This is a genomic window from Paenibacillus tengchongensis (assembly GCF_008973665.1).
Classification (GTDB): Bacteria; Bacillota; Bacilli; order Paenibacillales; family Paenibacillaceae; genus Paenibacillus_AQ; species Paenibacillus_AQ tengchongensis.
The window spans coordinates 390,035-412,917 of record NZ_WACP01000004.1 but is presented as its reverse complement, the minus strand read 5'-3'; the positions used below and the strand labels follow the sequence as shown (position 1 = coordinate 412,917).

Below are 22,883 nucleotides of genomic sequence, written 5' to 3'. Positions count from 1 at the left end.
TTAGTTATGTTCTTCCTCTAGTTCGATATCGGGATCAAATTTAAAGACATATGCGGCAATCAGCCACATAATCCAGCAATTCACGCCAAAAAAGAGATATCCATAGTAACCAAGAAGCGGCATCTCGGAAAAAATATGCAGTTTGTCCAAATAAGGGACGGAGTATTTCCAGTAATTCGGGTTGGTGGGTATGGAGTCATGGAACCATTCGCTGCCGAAATTCCAGAACTCCCAGAAGAAGCCATTCAGAAGTGTGGCCAGGGCTATCAGGATCACCTTGGACCAGTCACCGTTCCTAACGGGTGTAAAAGGCGTCCAATATCCGGCCAGCGCCATGGCTGCGGACAGCATGGGAACGAGTGCCACCCACAGCACCCAGAAGAGCACATAAGGATAGTACCCCATGCCGAAAGCTAGGACCAGACCCGCTATGTAAAATATAACCAAAAACGCTGTGCCTGTCTGCAGCTTCGGCCCATTGCGGTAGCGCTCCCTCACAGACGGGAACGTCCGCAGCAGATGATACCATTCTACTATGGCCGGCAGGACAGTGGTATACGATAAAGAGAACCAGAAGATGTTGCCGAAATTGGAGAACACTTTATTGTTGGGATAATACCAATTCTCCATGACAAAGAAATTGAGATATTCAAAGGCAAACCAACTGAAGCAAGAAACGACTGCGAGCAGCTGCATTAAATGCGGTTTCCGCGAAATGATCGACACTCCGCCGTTCCTCCGGTATACAAGCCCGTCCAGCATGAGAATAAAGGACCACCACAGGGGGACAAAAGTATAGGCTTCAATGGAGACGAGCACATCGATTCTGGCCCACATCAGGAACCAGCAGACGGCCAGCACCGGCAGGCTCCACCAGAACCAGACCGGAAATCCGGGATTCGTCTTGCTTGCGGCGGAAGCCTGCCGCTGCCCTCCCCTCTTAAAGCCGAACCAGCGCGGGAATATCAGCACCAGCGCAATGACTACAGCCACTACGCAGGCCAGCGTGAAATATATCAGGCTGAACCCAGGATCCTCCTCCACCTTCAGTGCGGGAAAATCCCCGTAACCCGGAGGAAGGCCCTTCCACCTGGCCAGGCTTCCCAATAAAGGAAGCAGAAAAATCAATGCAAAAGTCACTATCAGAAATAATGTCCTACGTCCTTTATTCATAGATAAACCCCTTCAGCTGGTATTCGACACTTGGAAGATTCCAATGTAATAATACCCAATGCCGGAGGAAATAGTCACTATAAATTTTACGGGAACCATGCCGTGAACAAAAAGTTCACAGGTTAATAGACCCAGATGATCCGCGCCTTATCGCACTGATCGTCAAGGACATGCTGTTCTACATCAAGACATCACACCCTTAAACGTGCCGGGCAGTCTTAGGGGCCGAAAGCAGGATATACTGTTGTTCTATCGAATGGGTAGACATGAACTGAGAAAGCAGGTGATCCAAATACAGCAATTTATGATCGGGCAATACGGTGGCTACGAGGAACACAAATTCAACCGGGATTTCCGCGAAGGATTTCACGGTATCGAAGCCTGCAGCTTCACCTCTGACGAAGACGTACTCGCTTTGAAGAACGCGGCCCAAAGCCACGGATTCCGCATCGGGGTGCATTTCCCCTTCCGGGCGGGGCGCTCCCCCTTGCGGGATGCGCTTCTGCTCTCTACAGACGAGGCTGAGCGGGAGGAAGCTTACCGGCTGGTTGCGGCCGAACTGGAAGAACTGGCCGGGCTGAAGCCGGAGTATGTTCTTTTTCATTATCCCAAGCCGGTTATCCTGGATGAGCGGGTCAACTGGAACGGCTGGCGGTTTGCGGACAGCAGGGAATATATTTGTGAGAGCGATATATCCTCTGAGGAGCTGGAAGACTTAACGCGCAGGCTGTTTGAATGGCTGGCGGCCCAGAGCAGCCGGTATTCCTTCACCCCTGTGCTGGAGTTTGATGCGCTGAATCGTTATGTTTATGAGCATGACTTTCTGGAGCAATTGCTGCAGGAATTCCCGCAGGTCAATCTGTGCCTGGACACGGCTCGCTTGTATCTGCAGGAGCGGCTGGACCCCTATTTTGACGCCAAGTCCATCCTTCATACATATACCAAATATGCCCATCTCATTCATCTGTCCAATGTGCAGGTTCAGGAGGAGGTGCGGAACAGCCACCACCCCGTGCTGCCTGAGCTGAGCCCCCGGGACGGCTGGGCGCCCATTGAGGAGTATTTACATATTATCCGTTCATGCAACCCCACTGTAAAAATCATGTTCGAGCATCGTTCCGACCTGCTGACAGAGGAGGATCTGCTGCGCTGCTATGAATGGGTAAACGGAATTCTCTATTAGTATATTGGTATGGCAAAAGGCAAATGATACCGCGGCAGCATTCTATTCTATTAGTGGAGGAATTGTTCATTTATGATCTCTGTTTCAGAGCAAATCAACAGCTATTTGTCGGAATACGGGAAGGTCTGGCCGTTCAGCGGCAACGTTCTCGTTGCCAAGGAGGGAGAGATTCTGCACCGGGGGGCTTACGGCTGCGCCAATGTAGAGCTGCAAGTCCCCAATAACGCCGGTACCCGCTTCCGCATCTGGTCAGTGACCAAATCGTTTACCGCTATGGGCGTCATGCTTCTGTTTGAACAAGGGCTGCTGCATACCGCCAATGAAATCAGCTCATACCTGCCTGAGCTGGAGCTCAAGGAGATTACCGTCGCCCAACTGCTGAACCACACCTCCGGTCTGGCCAATTACAGCAGCATGCCCCGGTACAACAACCGGCTGCTGCGCCAGAGAATGGCACCGGAGGAGGTGCTAGAGCTCTTCATCCGCGAGCCCCTGGCGTCTCAGCCCGGCACGTCCTTTGCCTACAACAACTCCGGCTATTTTCTGCTCGGCCTGCTGATCGAGAGGCTCAGCGGAATGAGCTACCGGGAATTCATTCACCGTCATATCCTGCAGCCCCTGAACATGGCGGATACCGGCTTTGACGATAACCGCACTCTGATTCCCGGAATGGCGTCCTCCTACCAGTCTAACTGGGACCAGCTTATCCCTTGTGAGTATATGGACATGAGCTCCATTGCCACAGCAGGCTCCATGTACTCCACGGTAGACGATCTGTACAAGTGGGATCAGGCGCTGTACACCGACAAGCTGGTGTCCCCGGAGACACTGGAGACGGTATTTACGCCGGTACTCGGGAATTACGGTTACGGCTGGTTCATCGATGAGCATTTGGGCCGCAGCCGGATCCATCACGGTGGAGCCTACCGGGGCTGCCGCAGTGAGCTGCACCGTTATCCCGGTGAGCAGCTTACTGTAATCATGCTCACCAATTACGACATCGTACCGGTCTATCCGCTTACGGAAAGGCTGGCGGGTATGGCTCTTGGACAGGAGGTCCCGCTACCCGTCCGTCCTGAGGCCGTTCCGGCGGATGGACAGATATACAAGGACCTGACAGGCACCTATGAAGGCTACGGCTGCCGGGCAGAGGTAAAGCTTGACGGAAATCAGTTCTATTTTATTTGGAATGAGGAGCAGGCTGTGCCGTTATATCCGCTCTCTGAAACCCGGTTCCACAGCACCTGGTATGATTGGGAATGCTCCTTCGAGCGGAGCGGTCAGGGACAAATAACGTTTCTCGGTATGGACAAAACCAAAGAATAGCGCTTACATTACATTCTGTGGTTTAATGGAAGTACCCGTGAAATGAACATCATCCCGCCGAAAAGGAGACGTTGCTATGGAAATTTCCTACTTCCTTCTGCCGAAGGATCAGGTTGCCTACATTACCTCCTCCATCTCTATGCTGGAGGCGATGGACGAACTGGAACGGCATTATTACTCGGCCATCCCGATTATTGATGAGGAAGGGAAGTATGTCGGCACTTTATCCGAAGGCGATCTGCTGTGGAAGCTGAAGAATACGGCCGGGCTGCATTTTGAGAACATGCGCGACATTAAGGTCAGTGATATCCAGCGGCATGTGCATAATGAGAGTGTGGAGATTCACGCCCAGATGGAGGATATGCTGACGCTCGCTGCCGACCAGAACTTCGTCCCAGTCACCGACCGCGCAGGAGTTTTCCTCGGCATCATCCGCCGCAAAGACATTATCGAATATTATACGCGTAATATAACGGATTAACGATTACAGTTGGTAAAATAATCTCTCAAAGACTTATGATCTCTAAGTAAAAAACAAGGCTTCCATCCGCAGCTGGCTGCGGAAAGGAAGCCTTGCTTATGTTATATGATATCGAATACGTTCGTCAGACGCGTGAGCTCGAATACTTTAAGCACATTCGGATGCAGCGCGGTCAGCCGGATGGTCCCGCCGTTCTCGGCGCATTTCTTGTATGTGCTGACGATGACGCCCAGTCCGGTGCTGTCGATAAACCTGCAACCGGCAAAATCAAGCAGCAGGTTGACCGTCCCCTGCTCTATAGTTGTGCGGGTCTGGTCTCTGAACATACCCGCCTCATCTACGGAGAACATCTCTGGTATGGCAATACGCAGCTCAGTCATTCTTGATCCCCCCTGATTTTAAATTGCTCTACCAGCAGCTCAAGTTCGGCCGCCATTGTGCTAACTTCCTCGGCGGACGAGACGAAGTTGCTGATTGTCGCAGCCTGCTCCTCGGTGGCACTGGATACATTCTCGGTATTGGCCGCTGCCATTTCGGAAATGGTACCCATGGAATCAATCAGCTTGATAATCTGGTCGCTGGTGGCCACCTCATCGCGGGTAATGTCCAGAATCTCCCGGACATTGCCCCGGATGGATTCCACGGCGTCGATAATATGCAGGAAGGCGCGGTCGGTCTCGGCGACGATCTGCACGCCGCCGCCGACCGCTTCGGAAGCCCCGGACATCGACTTGACGGCCTGAGTGATGCGCCCGATCATATCCTGCACCAGCTCTGCGATTTCATTGGCCTGCCGGTTCGTCTCATCCGAGAGCTTCCGCACCTCGCCCGCCACCACGCTGAAGCCTTGGCCATGCTCGCCTGCACGGGCGGCCTCAATGGCGGCGTTCAAGGCCAGCAGATGGGTCTGTCCGGCAATGGCATTGATGGTGCCAATAATATTCGAGACCTTTCCGGACAGCTCGCTGACCGCCGCAAGCTGCTCTTCGGTCGCCCGGGTGCTGCTGCTGATCATATCCATCGCTTCAACCGTGTTCATGACCTTGGCTCTGCCTTCCTGGGCGGCCGAATTAGTAATCCCGGCATTATGCGAGGTAGCCGCTGCCTTGCTCTGGGCCAGCTGCACCAGACTGGAGAGCTGCACTAGCACTTGGGAGGCATTGACGACAGAATGATTGTTGTTGTCCGCACCTGCAGCAATTTCCTGGGTACTGGAGCTGATCTCCTCAATTGAGGCGTTAATCTCCTCCGAGGCGGCCAGAATTTCCTGCGACATGGAGGCCAGTTGACCGGAGCCGCTTCTTACCTTCTCAATTATTGCTTCCTGTTTGTCGATCATCGCATTAAAAGAATCGCTCAGCACCTGCAGCTCATCCCCTGAGCGGATATCGGTATGAACAGTGAGATCGCCGTCTCCGGCCAGCGCCATCGCCTTCTGCAGCTTGCGCACCGGGCCAATGATATTCCGCGTAGTAAAGAAGTATCCGGCAGCCATCGCCACAGCGATAAATACAGCTACGGTTATCAGCGTAGTATTGCGGATCTCCAGCGCGGGCTTCATATAATCGCTGTAATTCGCCGTCGTCGCCACTACCCAGTTCCCTGCGGGCTCAAAGGAAACAAATTTATAAATGCCTTCATATGTATAGAAGCCGTGGGCTGTCTCGCCCGCTTTCATCTGCTGCACCAGCGCGTTCAGTTCCTCATTACCGCTCTCACCCAGGTTCTCCTTGAGAATCTTGCTGCTGTCCGGATGATAAACAATGAGTCCTGTGCGGTCAATGATATACCCGTACCCGCTGTCTGCAACCTTCACCCCGGCAGCCGGCAACGAGATTACATTGAACGGAATCGTTCCGACAAGTACGCCGGTAACCCGTTCTCCGATGCGCAGCGGATGGGCGATGGCGATAACCTGAGAGCCTGTGTCCCTGGAGTCGATGACCTCGCTGACCGCATCTTCACCCTTCAATGCCTGCTGAAAATATTCCCGGTCCTGCAAATCCAGCTCCGGGCTCCGTGAACTGCCGGTGAGCAGCGCCTTGCCGTCCGTCCCGGCAATGATAAGCGATTCCAGGGAATCTGCATTGTCCTTTTGCATGCCCGAAAGGTAATGATACGCAGTCGACTCGGCCGCCTCAAGCGCCGGATTTGCTGCGTATTCAGCGAGCGCAGCATTACTGCCGGCAATCTGCAGGTAATGATCCACAGCTTCGAGCTTGGCTGTAATGGCATCTGCCGCCCGCCCTGTTGTCGTCCGCAATTCCTCCTCAATCGTAGTCTGCAGACTGTCCGCAGCCAGCCTGTAGGAGACGAATCCGGAGCCTGCCAGCGGCACTGTAATAATCAGAAACAACAACGCGCTCATTTTCACCTTTAAACTTAATTTCAACACATTCTCTCCTTCATCATTCACACGCCCAGCCCGGCTAAGCGGTGTGGCTGATACTGATGTTCTTGCTTATGCACATAATATTGCCCCTCATCTCCACCCTGTCTGCGAAGCAGCGGATCAGAAACAGCCCCCGGCCCCGGTCGTTCAGCAAGGCGTCATCGCTGATCTCATTGGGAATGGGCAGCCCTGTAATTCCCGGCCCGCAATCCTCCACCTGAAGCTCCAGCCATCCGGCATCCAGGACATAGCGGACCAGAATCGGCTTCGCGGAGTCGCCGCCGTTGCCATGCATGTGGGCATTGGTTATGGCTTCCGCCAGGATCAGCCGGATGTCAAAAGCATGCTCATGCAAATCAAGCTCGGCGATCATCCCGTCGATTATTCTTTGAGTATGTTCAGCCCCGTACAACTTCACTTCACTTTGTAAGATCCTCATAATCCTCTCCCTGCTTCTTCATTTAATAGTCAGACTCAGCCAAGTGCAATCATCCTGCAGCGTTGCACCGGCCATTCTCTCCTGCAGGCAGCTGAGGCTCCCGGCCAGCTCATGTCCGCCGAATAGCAGCTCCATGCCGTCACTGTAGAAGCAGAACCGGTCGCCCGGGGAGAAAGATACCACCGTCTGTTCGAATTCGCTGCCTGCGAACATCCCCAGCGGCGCCCCCTTGACGGTCACAGTACGGCTGTCTGCTCCGGCGGGAGCATAAATAAACTCATTGATTCCGGCGCCTGCAGCGGTGAGAAGGCCGCTTCCGAAATCCAAGACAAAACAGCAGGCGGCAATGTAATCCTCACCCAGATGCTGCACCGCCTTCAGATTCAAATCCTGCAGAATATGTACGGGATCGGCGGTATTCTGCAGGCTGTCCAGGAAGAGTACCCGCAGGGCCGAAATGCTCAGCGCGGCACTGATCCCCTTGCCGGCGACATCGCCGATGATGCCGACGACACGCTGCTCATCCAGCTTATGGAACAGATAGAAGTCTCCGCTCAGCGATTTGGCGGGAATATACAGCCTGGACAGCTCCGCCCGGTGCTCCATCGGGAAAGGAGCGGCATGACGGTGCTCCTGCATAATGATCGCCCGCTCCATCTCCTTCCTGCTCTCGGTAATGTCCCGAAACACCAGCTGCAGCGCGGCATTTCCCTCAAAGGTAATCGGAGCGCCGGAGATTTCCAGGTCGAAGGCGGTGCGGTCATGCCGGATATACCGCTGTTCCAGGCGGAAGTCGCCCTTCATACTGTTTTTGCTCTTCAGCTTGATATATTCAGATCGGCAGAGCGGCACTTCGGTGAAAAAATCATCGATGCTCCTGCCGATCAGCTCCTCCTTCGGCCGGCCGAACATTCTTCCCGCCTGCCGGTTGGCAAAGAGGATGGTTCCGGCGCTGTACACCAGAATGGCTTCCGGGCACAGCTCCACCAGATCGCGGTAACGCTCCTCGCTTTCCTTAAGCCGCTGCTGCGAGCGGACGCGCTCGCTGACATCATGAACGACCGTATAGACGCAGTTCTTCCCCAGCATTGTAATCATTCCGGTATGCATCTCCACATCGATGATTTGCCCGCCGGAGAGCTTATGCCGGCCGGTAATTACCCTGCCCGCAGTATACTGCCCGCCGGGAAAGACATCCGACAGAAAATGCTGCAGCCCTTCCGGTCCGTCTAAGCTTAAGTCCGAAAGATCGAGCTTACGGAACATCCGCAGATTATAACCGTAAAATTCACAAGCCGCTTTGTTAGCATCAACGATCCCTCCGTCTTGCGGGTCAATCATCAGCGTAATCAAGTGGTTGTTGTCATAAATGCAGCCGTAATGGTCCCTGCACTGCGCAGGCGTCGGCTGATGATGCAGGTTCTTGCATGAGATATCAGTAGCCATTGGACAATCCTCAATTCATTTCATTTGAGCCTAAAGTCATACCATTATATTGTTTTTGTCTGCAAGTTTCCGTGAATTCCGACACATTCGCCGCGAAGACAAAATAAACCCGGGCCATGCTGCGTCAAACAGCAATGCCCGGGTTCATTAATGTGAAATCAGATGCTACAGCTCTGTCAAAATGACGGGACCGTTCGAAGTAATGGCGATGGTATGCTCATACTGCGCGGACAGCCCACCGTCAATCGTCCGGGCGGTCCAGCCGTCGGCGTCGACCTTTGTCCGGTAGCTTCCGGTATTGAGCATCGGCTCAATGGTGAACACCATGCCCTCTTTGATGCGCGGCCCCTTCCCCGCAGGCCCGTAATGCGGAACATCCGGCTTCTCATGCATTTCGCTGCCGATGCCGTGGCCGATGAAATCACGCACGATCGAGAAGCCCCGGCTTTCGGCTAAGGTTTGGACCGCATGGGCGACATCGCCGATCCGGTTGCCGGCCACCGCCATTTCAATGCCCTTAAACAGCGACTCCTTCGTCGTCTCCAGCAGATTGGACGCCTGTTCGCTGATATTGCCGATTCCGTACGACCAGGCCGAATCGGCCAGCCAGCCGTTCAGGTTGACTACCATATCAATGGTGACAATATCGCCGTCTTTCAGCGGTTCTTGTTTCGGAAAGCCGTGGCAGATTACATCGTTTACCGACGCGCAGGTAGCGTAGGGATAACCATGATAGCCCTTTTGCTCCGGCGTAGCGCCGTGGGCTAGCATGAATTTCTCGGCAAACTGGTCAATCTCCCAGGTGGTAATGCCCGGCTTCAGCATTCCGGCAATCTCCTGATGGCAGGCGGCGAGAATTTTACCCGCTTCGCGCATCATTGCGATTTCTTCCGTGGACTTCAAAATAATCATGATCTTCGCCTCTTTTGTACAGAACACATTATTTTAAGATAATGGCTCCTGGTGATGTGGTTAGTGCTCTTATATATTATGTAAGAAAACCGCCGGAAATCCAAATCTTTATCCGCGGAAGTAGCAAATTTGGCGCAGTTTCATAAAATAAATCCGTGGATGGTGGCAAGGAGGGATGGCAACTTTAACATGCTAAAAAAGAAGAAGCGCAAAGGTGCCGCCGTTCAAACCGTCCGGCTGCATCCGAAATCCGAGAAGCTCATTGCCGAAACGGTAATTCATGCATTGAAGTCATTAAATGCTCTGCCGCCCGAATTCCGTAACGCCGCTGTGCCTGCCAGGCTTGCCCATAGACCGCAGCAGCCGCTGCCGCCGTTAGAGTCGGCGGAGACCCTGCCGCTTGCGGCTTTGCCGCAGGAACATTTGTCCGGCATGCCGCTTCTGATCCATACCGGGCCGCATGCAGCGTCTTTGGCGCCTGCTGCGCCGCCTGCCGGCAGTCCGGAGACGGTGCCGCTGATACTGCCGCAGCCCGAGGTCCCGGCCCAGCCCCCTGCAGACCGGGAATCCGTGCCTCCTGAGCCTGTGCCTGCAGCGCCGCAAGCTGATCAACGGCCGCTGACAAGAGTAACGGTTGACTATAAAACGAAGCGCCTGCTGCTTGTGTCGCCGATGCACAGGGATGATCTATGGACGGTGGAGCAGAGCATCGCCGAAGAGTTCCGGCGGCTGCTCTACGAAGTAACGTCTATAAAGGCCTACTGCGGCTTCTCCTCTATGCTGAAGCAGCTTCAACCCGACCTGCTGCTGCTTATCGGGAGTGCGGGGGATTTCACAGACAGCGATCTGGACATCATCCGCAGCAGCAGCGCCGTCAAAGCGATCTGGATGGACGACGGTCTCTCCATCGACGAATCGGCCCTTCACCTGGCAGCTCTGTTTCCGTATGTATTTACACAGAATGTGCAGTACATCCCCTTCTACCGTCATTTGGGCTGCCGGCAGGTGACCTGTCTGCCTTTTGCCGCCGACCGCAGCCGCTTCTGTCCCATGGCTGTAGAGGAAGAATTCCGCTGCGATATTTTGCTGCTTGGGGATTTCCATCCCCGCGGTAAGGAATACTACGAAACGATCCGTCATATCTTCGGCTTCAAGAAAGGATATGTCTGCGGTGCCGGCTGGGAGTCCTTACCGGAGCTGACTGCTTTGCCGGCTGCTGCCGAACTGCAGGGATATTACAACGGAGCAGAGATCATCATTCATTGGGGCCAGCCTGCGTCCGTCTTATATGATATTGCCGCCTGCGGAACCTTTCAGCTTGCCGAGGCACATCCCAACGTATATGAATATATGCATCCCGGTGATGATATGATCGCTTTCCATACGGCAAGCGAACTTCTGGAGAAGCTGCATTACTACTCCACCAACGCCGAATATAAACGAGCAGTCGCCAGCCGCGCCTTATGGAGAAGCACTTACGATTATTCCCATCTGCAAATGGCGCTGAAGCTCCTGTGCAGTGTGTTTAACACCTGAAGGCCGCCGGATGCCTGGCGCATGGAGACCGGAAGCTTTCTGGAGTGGAGGTAGAACGCAAGTTGAAGCTGATTGCATTTGTATTGCCGCAATTTCACCGGATTCCCGAGAATGACAAATGGTGGGGTGAAGGCTTCACGGAGTGGACCAACACCCGCAAAGCCGTCCCCCTCTATCACGGCCATCAGCAGCCGAAAGAACCATTTCAGCAGTACTATTATGATCTTACGAGCCCTTCTGCCCGCAGCCGGCAGGCCGACCTGGCCAGAGCCTACGGCATTTACGGTTTCTGCTACTATCACTACTGGTTCAAAGGCAAACAGCTGCTGGAAAGGCCGGTAATGGAAATGCATCAATCGGGTGAGCCCTCTATGCCGTTCTGTCTGTCATGGGCCAATGAATCCTGGACCCGTAAATGGGACGGCGGGGAACATGAGCTGCTGATCCGTCAGGACTATGGCGATGAAAGCGACTGGGAACAGCATTTCTATGATTTGCTGCCTCTCTTCAAGGATGATCGGTATATCCGGGTCGACGGCAGGCCATTGTTCATCATTTACCGTCCCGGCAATATTCCCCGCTGGAACGAGATGTACCGGCTATGGAATGAACTCGCGACGGAAAATGGCCTTGCAGGCATTTATTTTGTCCGGACGCTTGGCGGATTTGAGGTGCCGGAGCAGCCCGGATTCGATGCCGGCGTGGAATTTGAACCCCATTATACCTTCGCCCACGGAAATAGCCAGCGGCTCTGGCAGCGCATGCTCCTGGATGGACAGGAGCACCTGGTCTTCGATTATGACCAGCTCTGGCTGTCGGTTCTGGGGCGCACGCACCGCAGGAGTGGCGGAAAGATAATTCCGGGAGCTTATGTGAACTGGGACAATACGCCGCGGCTTGGGCTGCGGGGCCAGAGCTGCATCGGAGCCTCCCCGCGCAAATTCGGGCATTATCTGCATCGGCAGATCGAGCGTGCTGCCAATCTGTTCCAGAGTGAATTTCTCTTCATCAACGCCTGGAACGAATGGGCGGAAGGCACTTATCTGGAGCCGGATGAGCGGCACGGATTTGCTTATTTGGAGGAAACCCGAAGAGCGCTGGAGCTGGCCGGATACGACCCGGCTGCGATGGGCTGATGCCGTTCCCCTTATGCCGGCACGATCGCCAGGCTGGGCGTCCCGAAACTGACATCAATGAACAGCACATAGTCGAGACCATCGGTGCCTTTCAGCACCAGCCCCGGCTGCATAGGGGTACCGCCGGCATAAAATCTGACCTGCTGGATGCTGAATCCGCCGGCGGGCAGAGTAGGCAGATTGGCGGCGCCTACGCGGAAGTTGGCCCATACGCTGCCTTCGGCATCGAGATCGCCGCCGGTTCCCAGGTGGTTGGCTACCGTCTGGTTGCCGTTCACCTGCAAATCTCCCGCTATGGTTTCACTTCCGGTCACATTGAGATGCGATCCGACCGTCGTATTTCCGTTGACTTGAAGGTCTTGCTGTATGGTCTGACTGCCGGTTACCAGAATACTGTCAAAGGTAGGCATTGCTATCATCCCTTTCATCTGTGTTGGTATAGTATATGTCCATAGCTGCCTGCTGCTATAGTACAACCATCCAAATTCATAGGATCAATACCATGGAAGAAGCCGGGGGCAGGACGACACCACATGGCAGTGGCCCTTAAACGGCAAACCGGCCGGCCCAGGATGATATACCCTAGACCGGCCGGTTTGCCGTTCTTGTTAGATTAATAGAGCCAGTCGCTTAAGCGTGGAAATTCAGACCCGAGGTTGTCGCATTCACATAACCGCTGCGGATGACAAAATCTCCGAAATGCTCACCGCCCAGACGTTCCTTGGCATAATGATGAATGATCGGTGTCAGCGTCTCCAGTATTTCCCGTTCGTCGATATTCTCTTTGTAGAGCTTGTTCAGCCGGTCGCCGGTAAAGCCCGCTCCCATGTAGAGATTATACCGTCCGGGCGCTTTGCCGATGAAGGAGATCTCGCCGAGCGCCGGCCGGGCACAGCCGTTCGGGCAGCCCGTCATGCGGATGACGATTTCCTTCTCGCTGAGGCCCGCCTCCTGGATGACCGGCTCCAGCTTATCCAGCAGGTGAGGAAGATAGCGCTCAGCCTCGGCCATCGCCAGCCCGCAGGTCGGGAGCGCCACGCAGGACATCGCACTGCGCCGCAGCGCAGAGAGATGGGCCCCATCGGTGAGGCCGTACCGTCCGGCCAATTCGGCAATTTTACGTTTCTTGGCACTGGTAATGCCGGCGATAATGACATTCTGATTCGGAGTCAGCCGGAATTCGCCGGTATGAATCTTGGCGATCTCGCGCAGGCCGGTCATCAGCTGGTAATCGTCCGTATCCTGAATCCGGCCGCTCTGGATGTAGAGCGTCAGATTCCATTTGCCGTCATAGCCCTTCACCCAGCCGTAGCGGTCGCCGTTGTGGTCGAAATGATAACCGCGGGCCTCTTCGAGCTGCCAGCCGAGCCGGTCATGCAGCTCTGCCTTGAACCATTCGATACCGTGGCGGTCGATCGTATATTTGAAGCGTGCATTCTTACGCACGGAACGGTTGCCGTAATCACGCTGAATGGTAACCGTCTTCTCGGCGACATCAATGACCTGCTCCGGCCGGCAGAAGCCGATCAGGCGTCCCAGCTGCGGATAAGTGTTCGTATCGCCATGGGTCATGCCCATCCCGCCACCGGCGGTGACATTGAAGCCGGCCAGCTTGCCGTCTTCCACAATCGCGATGAAGCCTAAATCCTGGGAGAAGACGTCAACATCGTTGGACGGCGGAACGGCCAGCCCGATCTTGAACTTGCGCGGCAGATAGACCGGACCGTAGATCGGCTCGACCTCCACGCCTTTCAGACTGTCCACAACCTTCTCGCCGTCGAGCCAGATTTCATGGTACGCCGGGGTGCGGGGAGCCAGATGATCGCTCAGGCGCCGCGCCCATTCATTGACCTCGGCGTGCAGCTCGGACTGGTAAGGGTTCGGTCCGCTCATGACATTGCGGTTCACATCGCCGCAGGCCGCCAGCGTTGTCATCAGTGTGTCGTTGATCGTCTTGATTGTCTGCTTCAGATTCCATTTCAGCACACCATGCATCTGAAATGCCTGCCGGGTCGTCAGACGAAGTGTTCCGTTGCCATATTTATGGGCCAGTTCGTCCAGAACGAGCCATTGTGCGGCGCTCGCCACCCCGCCCGGGGCAACCACGCGGAGCATGAACTGGTAAGCCGGCTCCAGCTTGGAGCGTTCGCGCTCCAGCCGCAGATCCCGGTCGTCCTGCATGTAGCTGCCGTGAAATTTCAGCAGCCGGTTGTCGTCCTCCGGAAGTCCTCCGGTAATCGGGTTGCGCAGCGTTTCCTCCAGTGCTCCCCGCAAATAATTGCTCTCTATCTTAATATGCTCCACATCGCTTGGCGGGCCGCCGATCGGCTTCACCGCCGGGTCATGATTTGCCATAGCCTTATTCTCCTTCCGCAATCGTCCGCTGTTTCTTTCCGGGCTGAACTATTAATAGACATCGCGCTGATAGCGCTGCTCCTGCTGCAGGGTATCCAGATAAGCGGCAGCCGCTTCCGCGCTCATGCCGCCCGCCTCCTCGATAACTGTCAGAAGCGCGGTATGCACGTCATGCGCCATATGCTTCTCATCGCCGCATACATAGATATGGGCACCTTCCTGCAGCCAGGCGTACAGCTCGCGGCTGTGCTCCAGAATCCGGTGCTGCACGTAGACTTTCTCCGCCGTATCCCGGGAGAAGGCCACATCCAGCTTGCTCAGCACGCCGTCCTTCAGCATGCGCTGCCAGTCGGTCTGATACAGGAAATCCGTTACGAAATGCCGGTCGCCGTAGAAGAGCCAGCTCTTGCCGGCAGCCCCCTGGACCTCCCGCTCTTCAAGGAAAGAACGGAACGGAGCCACGCCGGTTCCCGGGCCGATCATAATGACCGGGGCATCCGGATTCGCCGGAAGCTTGAAATTCGGGTTGCTCTGAATATAGATCGGCAGCTTGTCTCCCGGCTGTACGCGCTCTGCACAGTGCACGGAGCATACGCCGTAGCGCTGCCGGCCGTTTGCTTCATAACGGACGGCCCGCACCGTAAAGTGAACCTCGTCCGGATTGGCGTTATAGCTGCTGGAGATGGAATAGAGCCGTGCCGGAAGCTTGCGCAGAATCGCGACGAACTCGGAAGCCGTCGCCTTCCATGGCGCAAAATCTACTGCCAGATCCAGCAGATCGCGGCCGTGAATGTAATCCTTCAGCGCCTGCTGCCGTTCAGGCAGCAGCAGCTCCTGCAGTGCCGGGGCAGCACTCAGCTTCGCAGCCTGCTCCAGCAGCGGCTTGGTTAAGACGGTAATCTCATAATGCCGCAGCAGCGCTTCACGCAGAGACCCGGTCTCACCCTTCTTGTTCAGCGGCACCGTCTCCCCGGCATCCCAGCCCATGGCGGATATCAGGGCCTCCACCAGCTGCGGGTGGTTCTCGGGATAAACACCGAGCGAGTCTCCCGGCTCAAACGCCAGGCCCGAGCCTTCCAGCGACAGCTCCAGATGCCGGGTCTCCCGGTCAGAGCCCCGTCCGTTCAAGTTCAAATTCTCCAGCACCTCGGCATAGAACGGTTGATTCCGCGAATACGGCGAAGCCGGGGCATCGGCATGCTCCGCCGCTTCAACGGCCGCTTCGGCGATTTGCGGGGCATTCACCCGCTCATTCAAGGCGCCGATCACCTGTGTGAACCAGCCGGCGGCCGGCTCGTCATAGTCCAGGTCGCAGTCAACCCGGAGACCCAGCCGGGTACCGCCAAGCTCCTCCAGGCGTTTATCGAAATCTTTGCCGGTCTGGCAAAAGAATTCATAAGAGGTATCGCCCAGCCCCAGGACCGAATAATGCAATCCTTCAAGCTGCGGCGCCCGCTTGCTGTGCAGGAATTCATAGAAGGAGCGGGCGTTGTCCGGCGGTTCCCCTTCGCCGTGGGTGCTCACAATCAGCAGCAGGTTCTCGGTCTTCTTCAAGGCGTTCGTCTTGAAGCTGTTCATCGCCGACACATTCACCGTGAAGCCCTGCTCTTTCAGCTGGCCGGACAGGCTGGTAGCCAGCCGCTGGCAGTTGCCGGTCTGGGAACCGAACAGAATCGTAACCTCCCGGGAAGCGGCTGGCGCTGCGGCTGCCGGTTCCTGGACGGCCGCAGCGGACGGTTCCTGGACGGCTGGGGCAACTGCGGCCCCTCCGAACGCCGCCAAATAACCGCCGAGCCAAATGCGCTGCGACTCGGTAAGCGTCGGCAAAAGGCGGTTCAGAAGCTCAGCCTGGCTCTCGCTGAAAGGACTGTTTGTAACATGTAATTGCACCAATATGGACCTCTCCTTAGCGTAGTAATCTATTTCCTCTCAAGCATCATAGACACAGGCTAACATAATTCCCGGGATCGGGCAATGAACCGATTGAAGCCTATTTTATTCTTTAATTTACATATTTTATGTATTTAAGTCGAAAAAACCGCTTATATCAGAGTAAAACACCCCGATTTAAGCGGCAGCATTATCAATCCTGATACAATCCATTAGATAAAATGATAATAGATTTCGAAATTAACTAACGTCACCATCTGCTGCGATAGAGCCGTCTTTCTCTGTATTCGGCCCGTACCAGATACATAAGGCCCAGCAGCCAGCCGAGGTTGATTGCCAGATCAGCGAGGTTCAGAATGCCGCCGCCGCCGCCGAACACGAGAAAGTCGGTTACCCGGCCGTACAGTGCGCGGTCAATCCCGTTGCCGATGGCGCCGCCGACCATAAACCCGCTGGCCGCGTCCAGCAGCCGCCCTTTCAGCTTTCCTTTTCTCCGGTAGATCAGCACCGCTGCCACGAATATGGCGGCAATAATGGCGAAATACCTCCCGTAGCCCTGAAACAGGCTAAAGGCCGCGCCGGCATTTTCATAATAAGTAAAGTGCAGATAGGGCCCGATGCCGGGAACCGTTTCCCCCAGGTGCATATGAGTCCGTACCGCCCATTTGGCCGCCTGGTCCGCCAATAGAACCGCACCGCATATCACATAAAACAGCATGCTTTACCTCCTATGCCGCGTTCTTAATGTGTTTAAAGCCAGACACACGATCTTTATCCACCAGCTTATCACAAAACGTCCGCCGCTTTCATCCCGGCTCAGCGCCCGGGAAGATGGCATTTTGTTCCGGATGTTACATTCTATCTTCGGTATGGTTATAGACTGTTAGACTATAAATAACGGATAGGAGGGAATCAGGCATGGATTACGGGCTGATCTTTATTAAGCTGGTCGCCGGATTTATCGGATTATGGGCCATGACCAGGCTGCTCGGCAAGAAAGAAATTACCGCGCTGACCCCCTTCGACTTTATTTCTGCGGTGATATTGGGCGATCTGGTCGGGGAAACCATTTATGAGAAGGAGCACTCCGTGCCGATGCTGATCTTCACCCTGGGCGTGTGGACGCTGCTGTCCATTCTGTTTGAGAAGGTCACCCTCAAGTTTCCGAAGCTCCGCAAGCCGCTGGAGGGGGAACCGGAAATTCTGATCAGAGACGGCAAAATCGATTTCCGCAAGCTGCACAAAAACAATCTGGATTTCGACCAGCTGCGGATGATGCTCCGCGCCAAGGATACGTTCTCGGTCAGCGAGGTGGCTTACGCCATCTATGAAACCAACGGCTCTTTAAGTATTCTGAAAAAATCGCAGTTTGAATCCGTTACGCGCGGGGATATGGAGCTGCCGGAGCGCGGGGTGACTCTGCCGATGAGCATTATTGAGGACGGCATCATACAGCACAGCACTCTGAAGGCCCTCTCCCGCGACGAGGCCTGGCTGACCGGTGAGCTGCACAAGCAGGGGTATGCCGGACCCAAGGCAGTAGCCTACGCCGAAATTACCGAAGAAGGCGAGCTGGCCGTCCTGTCTTCGGTCTCCCACTGACCGTACTTTGTTATGCACTGAGTATACGGGTCAAAATAAAGCGGACAGGCCGGGGGCAGCCTGTCCGCTTATTGCCGTGCGCTAATATATGCGTGAACTTTGCCGTCTGCTTAAGCTTCTACCACGCATAGGCTTCGGGTGCCGGGCGGCCCGGTCCCGGGAAGATTTCATCCAGCTTCTTCAGCGTCTCTTCATCCAGCTCAATCTCCGTCACGCGCAGTGAATCTTCGAACTGCTCCAGTGTCCGCGGCCCGATAATCGGAGCGGTGACTGCCGGATTGGCCAGCAGCCAGGCCAGTGCGACCTGGTCCTCATGCTCACCCAGCTCCCGGCAGAGCGCCGAGAACTGCTCCAGCTGCGGGCGGTGCCGTTCCAGCTTTGCCGAACGGGCGCTGCGGACGCCGGATTTCGCCAGGGCGTTGCGGCCAAGCAATCCGCCGGCCAGCGGGCTCCAGGGTATCACGCCAAGCCCCAGCTCCGCTGCGGCCGGCAGCACTTCCAGCTCCGGCGTGCGCTCCAGCAGGTTATACAAGTGCTGCTCCGAGACAAGGCCGAGGAAATTCCGGGCTTTGGCCTCGCCCTGGGCCCGCGCAATATGCCATCCGGCAAAGTTGCTGGAGCCGATATAGCCTACCTTGCCCTGGGAGACCAGGTTCTCAAACGCACCCCACAGCTCGTCCCAGGACACATTGCGGTCCACATGGTGCATCTGGTACAGCTCGATGTGGTCGGTCTGCAGCCGGCGCAGCGAGCCTTCGGCATGCCGCCGGATTTTGTAGGCGGATAAGCCGCGGGCTGAATTGGGGCCGTCCAGCTCATCGTACATATCGCTGTACACCTTGGTAGCCAGCACGGTCTTCTCGCGCCGTCCGCCGCCCTGGCTGAACCAGCGGCCGATAATTTCCTCCGTATGGCCGCGGTGCTCTTCGCCGCCGTAAACATTGGCCGTATCGAAGAAGTTAATGCCCGCCTCCAGGGCGGCGTCCATAATCTTGAACGCTTCCCGCTCCTCTGTCTCCGGTCCGAAATTCATCGTACCCAGACAGAGCCGGCTGACCTTCAGTCCTGATTTGCCCAAATAAGTGTACTTCATGGCGATTCCTCCCTGTTCGTTAGAATAATCGCAATTCATGTCCACTATAAGCCTTAGAGTCCACTTTAAGGCAAGGCTTTTTTGGTGCTTAAGGCTAGAAAAGTACCAGCTTGTGTCTTATGCTGATTGCACTCCCCCAGGGTCTTAGAAATCGGACGCCTTTCCTGTCCTACAACCTTTAAAAACATGCCGCAATAGTGCAAAAACGCCGGGCAGTCATTCTCCGATGACGGAAGAATGACTGCCCGGCGTTTTAAATAGTATACGCTATTAGTTCAGTTCCTGTCTTTACCGTCCAGCCGGGTTTCCGGGAACAGCACTTCCCCGCTCGCCCCCGAAGCATTCAAAATGTCCTGCAGCGTCGATGACAGCTCCCCCGGCGGATAAGGCTTGGTCAGATACCGCCGGACATTCTCCAGCAGGCTCTGATCAGCCTGGTCAAGGGCCGAAGAAATGACAATCGGCACATCCGCCGTCCGCTCGTCATGCTTCAGCATCATGATCAGGTCCCAGCCGTCCAGCTCCTCACCGAGCATCAGATCGACGATGACCGCTTGGAACGGCGTCCGCAGCGCCTGCTCGAACGCCTGCTGCGGCTGGTAATGGTGCGTAACTTTAAAGCCCTTGGCCTTAAGCTCCTCCGAGAGCAGCAGCGAGAGGGAATAATCATCCTCCACGATCATCACACTCGGCTTCTCATCCTTGTCCGGACTCCACTTATAAGGCTCCTCTTCAGGCCGGGCCGTCTGGGGCTGCAGCACCGGAAGCCGGAACCAGACGGTCGTTCCTTCGCCCTCGGCGGATTCCAGACCAATGGTACCGTTCTGCTTCTCAATGATCTCCTTGCAGATGGCCAAGCCAAGCCCGGTGCCGCCGATCCGTTTGGCTGCGCTGTTGTCCACTCTGCGGAACTTCTGGAACAGCTGCCCGATTTGATCCTGGGGAATCCCCAGTCCCTTATCCCGGATTTCCACGACGATCACTCCCGGTTCATTGCGCAGCATCACCTTAATCTCTCCGCGGCCGGGCGAGAATTTAATCGCGTTGCTGAACAGGTTCGTCAGGACTTGGATCAGCTTGTTGCGGTCCGCTTCAACAGCAGCGTTCTCCGCCTCATCCTCAAACAGGATATGATGCGTGCTGCCAAGCTTATACTGTTCAATGACGCCAAGCACCAGCTCGCTGAGATTGAGCTTCTCCGGATTGTACTGCTGGGTACCGGATTCCATCCGCTGCAGATCCAGAAAATCGTTGATCAGATCGGTCAGGCGCTGGGCTTCCCGGTGGATGGTCTGCAAATATTTCTGCTGCTTGTCCGGTTTCATCGTTTTATTCAGCAGAAGCTCCGTAAAGCCCAGCACGCTGGACAGCGGAGTCCGCAGCTCATGGCTGACCGTGCTGACCAGCTCCGACTTCATCTGGTCCAGCTCGTATTCGCGGGTAATATCGCGGTGGACGAACAGCGTGCCCAGCCGTTCCTCCCGGCGGAATACCGGAATGGCATACACATCGACATGTTTCAGCATTTCTCCGCCGATCGAGTATTTCATAGTACCGGAATTCGTGAAATCGGCTGCCATCGCCTGATTGTAGAAATGCCGCAGCGCTTCGCTTTCGCCCACCTGGCCCAGCAAATGCTCCAGCCAGCGGTCCGGCGGCATACGGTTCCCTTCGTTCCACTTGCCGTAACTGAACATCTGCCTCAGCGCCTTGTTCATTTGGCTCATCGTGCCGTCCATTTCGATGAACTGGATGCCTTCCGCAACATTATTGATGATGTCCAGATTCAGCGTGCGGGCATGTTCAATTTCTTCATACATATAGAGCCGCTCGATCGCCAGAGCCACCCGGTTCATCAGTCCCTGGATATCCTTGGTCTCCTCTTCGCTGAAGGAAGCTCCGACACGGGTCCCGCAGAAGACCGCCAAAATTTCATTGTCCGCGCTCATCACAGCGGCGTAATAATCATATGCATCCAGCTGAACCGGAGAGATTCCCTGCTCACTCCGCGATGCCGGACGCACTGTAACATACGACTTCTCGGTCTGCATCCGGTACAGCATCCCTTCCCCGTCCAGATATTGCTTCACCATCTCCGCCGGGATCCCCTTAGTGGCGGCGATCCCGCCCCTGATCAGCAGAAAGAGACTGGAGTCAAAGGCATATTGGCGGTTCATGAAATCAATAAATTTCCCGGCAAACTGCTGTTTGTCCAGGGTATACGTAATATCGTGGTTAAGCTGATTGCTGCGCTCCAGCATCGTTTTGGTCTCTTCGGTGCGGGTCAGCGTCGCCGCCAGCTCCTGCTGAGCATGCTTCAAGGAAGTAATATTGCTCGCGATCAGAATATACTGGTAAATCCCGCCTTCGTCATTGAGATACGGCTTCAACGTCAGATGCAGCCAGAGCGGCGTTCCATTCTTTGCATCAATTAAGAGTTCATCGCTCCACACCATCCCGGTTTCCCGCTTACGCTGCATATCCTCAAGCTGGGCGGAGGAAAGATTGCGCATTTCAAACAGCCGGTAGGGATGCCCGACAATCTCGGCTGCCCGGTAACCGGTATATTCAGTCACCTTCTCATTGATATAGGTGAATACGCCTTTGGCCGAAAGAATTGCTACTGCAAAAGACTGATTTAGCGCCTCCATGATGCTCTCAATCTCGCTCAGAGAACGCTCCAGCCGGAACTGCTGGTCCTGCAGCTCATCCTGCTGGGCCTGCAGCTCTTCGTTCTGCACCGTCAGCTCTTCTTCCTTATCCTGGATGCTCCGCGCCATGTGGAGAAAAGCGCCGTACAGCCGCCCGATTTCATCCTGCGTGTTCAGCTCGCCAAGCAGTACGGCCTCCCCGGCCGCAAGCGAATGCGTCGCCGTCTCCAGTTTGATAATCGGATTGACCAGCGTCCGCAGGATACGCCAGATAATGATCATAAACAGCAGCAGCAGCAGGGCTGACAAGGCAAAGGCGGTCACGGTGAACATATTCGACTGCCGGACAGATTGCTGCACCATATCGTTCTGCACCTGGTCCGCACGGACCTTGTAATTCTTTGTGTAAGCGAGAAAATCATTCACCCTGGCGGTGCTTCCCGATTCCGACAGCTCGCGCACGCTCTCATAATCGTCGGTCTGGACGTACGCGATTGCCTGTGGCAGCATCTCGTTCTCGTACTCGGTTTTGAAGGCCCGCAGATCACCCAGAAACTGCGTCTCCTCGGGAGACAGCTTCAGCTGCGAATAAGACGCCAGCACGACGTCCAGCTTCTCCAAAGCCGCATAGGCCAGCTGCAGCTCATTGTCATTTTTAAGTGAAATGTAGCCTCTGGCCCGAAAAAAGACATCATTCAGTGTTGCCGCCAGCTCATTGATCGTCTGCGCTTTGTACTGCAGCGTCTCGCGTTCCCGGCTGAGCTTCGCCTGCTGTGAATTGATATAAATGAAAAGACAGCCCGCAGTCAGTATAACTACAATGAACATGGCTGTAATGATGCGGAAGTATTTGCTGCGGATGCTCAAATTGGCAAACTTAGTTCGGCTCACGTAGGATGTCCTCCACAATCTGCAGCAGCTCCATCGGGCTGAAGGGCTTCGGCATGAAATATCTTACTCCCGCCTCCTGCGCCTTGATGCGGTCGGTATCCTGCGCCTTGGCTGTCAGCATCAGGATCGGAGTGGCGGCCTTCAGTGATTCTTCCAGGTTGGCCAGCACCTCAATCCCGGTCATTTCCGGCATCATATAATCGAGGATGACCAGATCAAAGCGGTCCGCCGCCAGCTTATCCAGCGCTTCCCGGCCATGTTCGGCCGTATGGATCTGCACATCCTCCAGATCTTCCAGTGTATCCTCAATCAGCATCCGGAGAATCTCCTCGTCATCCACAATCAAAATTTTTTGCAATTCCATCTCACCTTTCATC

At 55.3% G+C, this 22,883-nt stretch carries 19 protein-coding genes; 6 read left to right on the top strand and 13 right to left on the bottom strand.

The genetic code is table 11. The annotated features are described in order from the left end of the window. On the bottom strand, positions 1-1,140 hold the full coding sequence (locus F1381_RS09590; protein WP_246187966.1) for a small-conductance mechanosensitive channel: 1,140 nt from the start codon (positions 1,138-1,140) through the stop codon (positions 1-3). Between the two features lie 289 nt (positions 1,141-1,429). Between F1381_RS09590 and F1381_RS09585 the strand changes: the two genes are divergently transcribed. The 3 genes from F1381_RS09585 (at position 1,430) to F1381_RS09575 (ending at position 4,163) form a co-directional block, all read left to right on the top strand. Then, complete coding sequence (locus tag F1381_RS09585; RefSeq protein ID WP_246187965.1) at positions 1,430-2,356, top strand: TIM barrel protein; 927 nt, start codon at positions 1,430-1,432, stop codon at positions 2,354-2,356. A 72-nt stretch (positions 2,357-2,428) separates the two neighbouring features. Beyond that, entirely contained in the window at positions 2,429-3,682 is a 1,254-nt protein-coding gene (locus F1381_RS09580; RefSeq protein ID WP_151734598.1) for a serine hydrolase domain-containing protein, read from the top strand. A gap of 76 nt (positions 3,683-3,758) precedes the next feature. After that, the gene (locus F1381_RS09575) at positions 3,759-4,163 is read left to right on the top strand and encodes a CBS domain-containing protein (protein WP_151734597.1); all 405 of its coding nucleotides are present in this window, start codon (positions 3,759-3,761) and stop codon (positions 4,161-4,163) included. A 101-nt stretch (positions 4,164-4,264) separates the two neighbouring features. Here the strand turns inward: F1381_RS09575 and F1381_RS09570 are convergent, their stop codons facing one another. The 5 genes from F1381_RS09570 to map form a co-directional block, all read right to left on the bottom strand. Further along, positions 4,265-4,543 (bottom strand): STAS domain-containing protein, encoded by a 279-nt coding sequence (locus F1381_RS09570; RefSeq protein ID WP_151734596.1) that lies wholly within the window; start codon positions 4,541-4,543, stop codon positions 4,265-4,267. Further along, complete coding sequence (locus tag F1381_RS09565) at positions 4,540-6,555, bottom strand: methyl-accepting chemotaxis protein (RefSeq protein ID WP_151734595.1); 2,016 nt, start codon at positions 6,553-6,555, stop codon at positions 4,540-4,542. The genes F1381_RS09570 and F1381_RS09565 overlap by 4 nt, the downstream gene beginning before the upstream one ends. A gap of 37 nt (positions 6,556-6,592) precedes the next feature. Further along, a complete protein-coding gene (locus F1381_RS09560) occupies positions 6,593-6,994 on the bottom strand; it encodes an ATP-binding protein (protein ID WP_151734594.1) in 402 nt (133 codons plus the stop codon). 18 nt (positions 6,995-7,012) lie between these two features. Continuing rightward, entirely contained in the window at positions 7,013-8,440 is a 1,428-nt protein-coding gene (locus tag F1381_RS09555) for a SpoIIE family protein phosphatase (protein WP_151734593.1), read from the bottom strand. A 165-nt stretch (positions 8,441-8,605) separates the two neighbouring features. Then, positions 8,606-9,352, bottom strand: a complete 747-nt coding sequence (map, locus tag F1381_RS09550) for a type I methionyl aminopeptidase (protein WP_151734592.1) — start codon at positions 9,350-9,352, stop codon at positions 8,606-8,608. A gap of 189 nt (positions 9,353-9,541) precedes the next feature. On the opposite strand from map, the gene F1381_RS09545 reads away from it, so the two are divergent. After that, the gene (locus F1381_RS09545; RefSeq protein WP_187355268.1) at positions 9,542-10,888 is read left to right on the top strand and encodes a glycosyltransferase family protein; all 1,347 of its coding nucleotides are present in this window, start codon (positions 9,542-9,544) and stop codon (positions 10,886-10,888) included. Between the two features lie 62 nt (positions 10,889-10,950). Continuing rightward, positions 10,951-12,024: a glycosyltransferase WbsX family protein gene (locus F1381_RS09540; RefSeq protein WP_151734590.1), complete on the top strand. Its 1,074-nt coding sequence runs from the start codon at positions 10,951-10,953 to the stop codon at positions 12,022-12,024. 11 nt (positions 12,025-12,035) lie between these two features. Here the strand turns inward: F1381_RS09540 and F1381_RS09535 are convergent, their stop codons facing one another. The 4 genes from F1381_RS09535 to lspA all read right to left on the bottom strand — a co-directional run bounded on the left by F1381_RS09535 (position 12,036) and on the right by lspA (position 16,987). Beyond that, positions 12,036-12,434 carry a hypothetical protein gene (locus tag F1381_RS09535; RefSeq protein WP_151734589.1) on the bottom strand — a complete coding sequence of 133 codons (399 nt, stop codon included), beginning with the start codon at positions 12,432-12,434 and terminating at the stop codon, positions 12,036-12,038. 220 nt (positions 12,435-12,654) lie between these two features. Continuing rightward, the gene (gene cysI / locus F1381_RS09530; protein ID WP_151734588.1) at positions 12,655-14,379 is read right to left on the bottom strand and encodes an assimilatory sulfite reductase (NADPH) hemoprotein subunit; all 1,725 of its coding nucleotides are present in this window, start codon (positions 14,377-14,379) and stop codon (positions 12,655-12,657) included. A gap of 51 nt (positions 14,380-14,430) precedes the next feature. Beyond that, entirely contained in the window at positions 14,431-16,269 is a 1,839-nt protein-coding gene (locus F1381_RS09525) for an assimilatory sulfite reductase (NADPH) flavoprotein subunit (protein WP_151734651.1), read from the bottom strand. Between the two features lie 250 nt (positions 16,270-16,519). Continuing rightward, positions 16,520-16,987 carry a signal peptidase II gene (lspA, locus tag F1381_RS09520; protein WP_151734587.1) on the bottom strand — a complete coding sequence of 156 codons (468 nt, stop codon included), beginning with the start codon at positions 16,985-16,987 and terminating at the stop codon, positions 16,520-16,522. Between the two features lie 200 nt (positions 16,988-17,187). Between lspA and F1381_RS09515 the strand changes: the two genes are divergently transcribed. After that, the gene (locus tag F1381_RS09515; protein ID WP_151734586.1) at positions 17,188-17,871 is read left to right on the top strand and encodes a DUF421 domain-containing protein; all 684 of its coding nucleotides are present in this window, start codon (positions 17,188-17,190) and stop codon (positions 17,869-17,871) included. 118 nt (positions 17,872-17,989) lie between these two features. Here the strand turns inward: F1381_RS09515 and F1381_RS09510 are convergent, their stop codons facing one another. The 3 genes from F1381_RS09510 to F1381_RS09500 form a co-directional block, all read right to left on the bottom strand. After that, entirely contained in the window at positions 17,990-18,964 is a 975-nt protein-coding gene (locus tag F1381_RS09510) for an aldo/keto reductase (RefSeq protein ID WP_151734585.1), read from the bottom strand. 275 nt (positions 18,965-19,239) lie between these two features. After that, on the bottom strand, positions 19,240-22,506 hold the full coding sequence (locus F1381_RS09505; protein ID WP_151734584.1) for an ATP-binding protein: 3,267 nt from the start codon (positions 22,504-22,506) through the stop codon (positions 19,240-19,242). Then, a complete protein-coding gene (locus F1381_RS09500; protein WP_151734583.1) occupies positions 22,493-22,864 on the bottom strand; it encodes a response regulator transcription factor in 372 nt (123 codons plus the stop codon). The genes F1381_RS09505 and F1381_RS09500 overlap by 14 nt, the downstream gene beginning before the upstream one ends. Between the last annotated feature and the right edge of the window lie 19 nt (positions 22,865-22,883).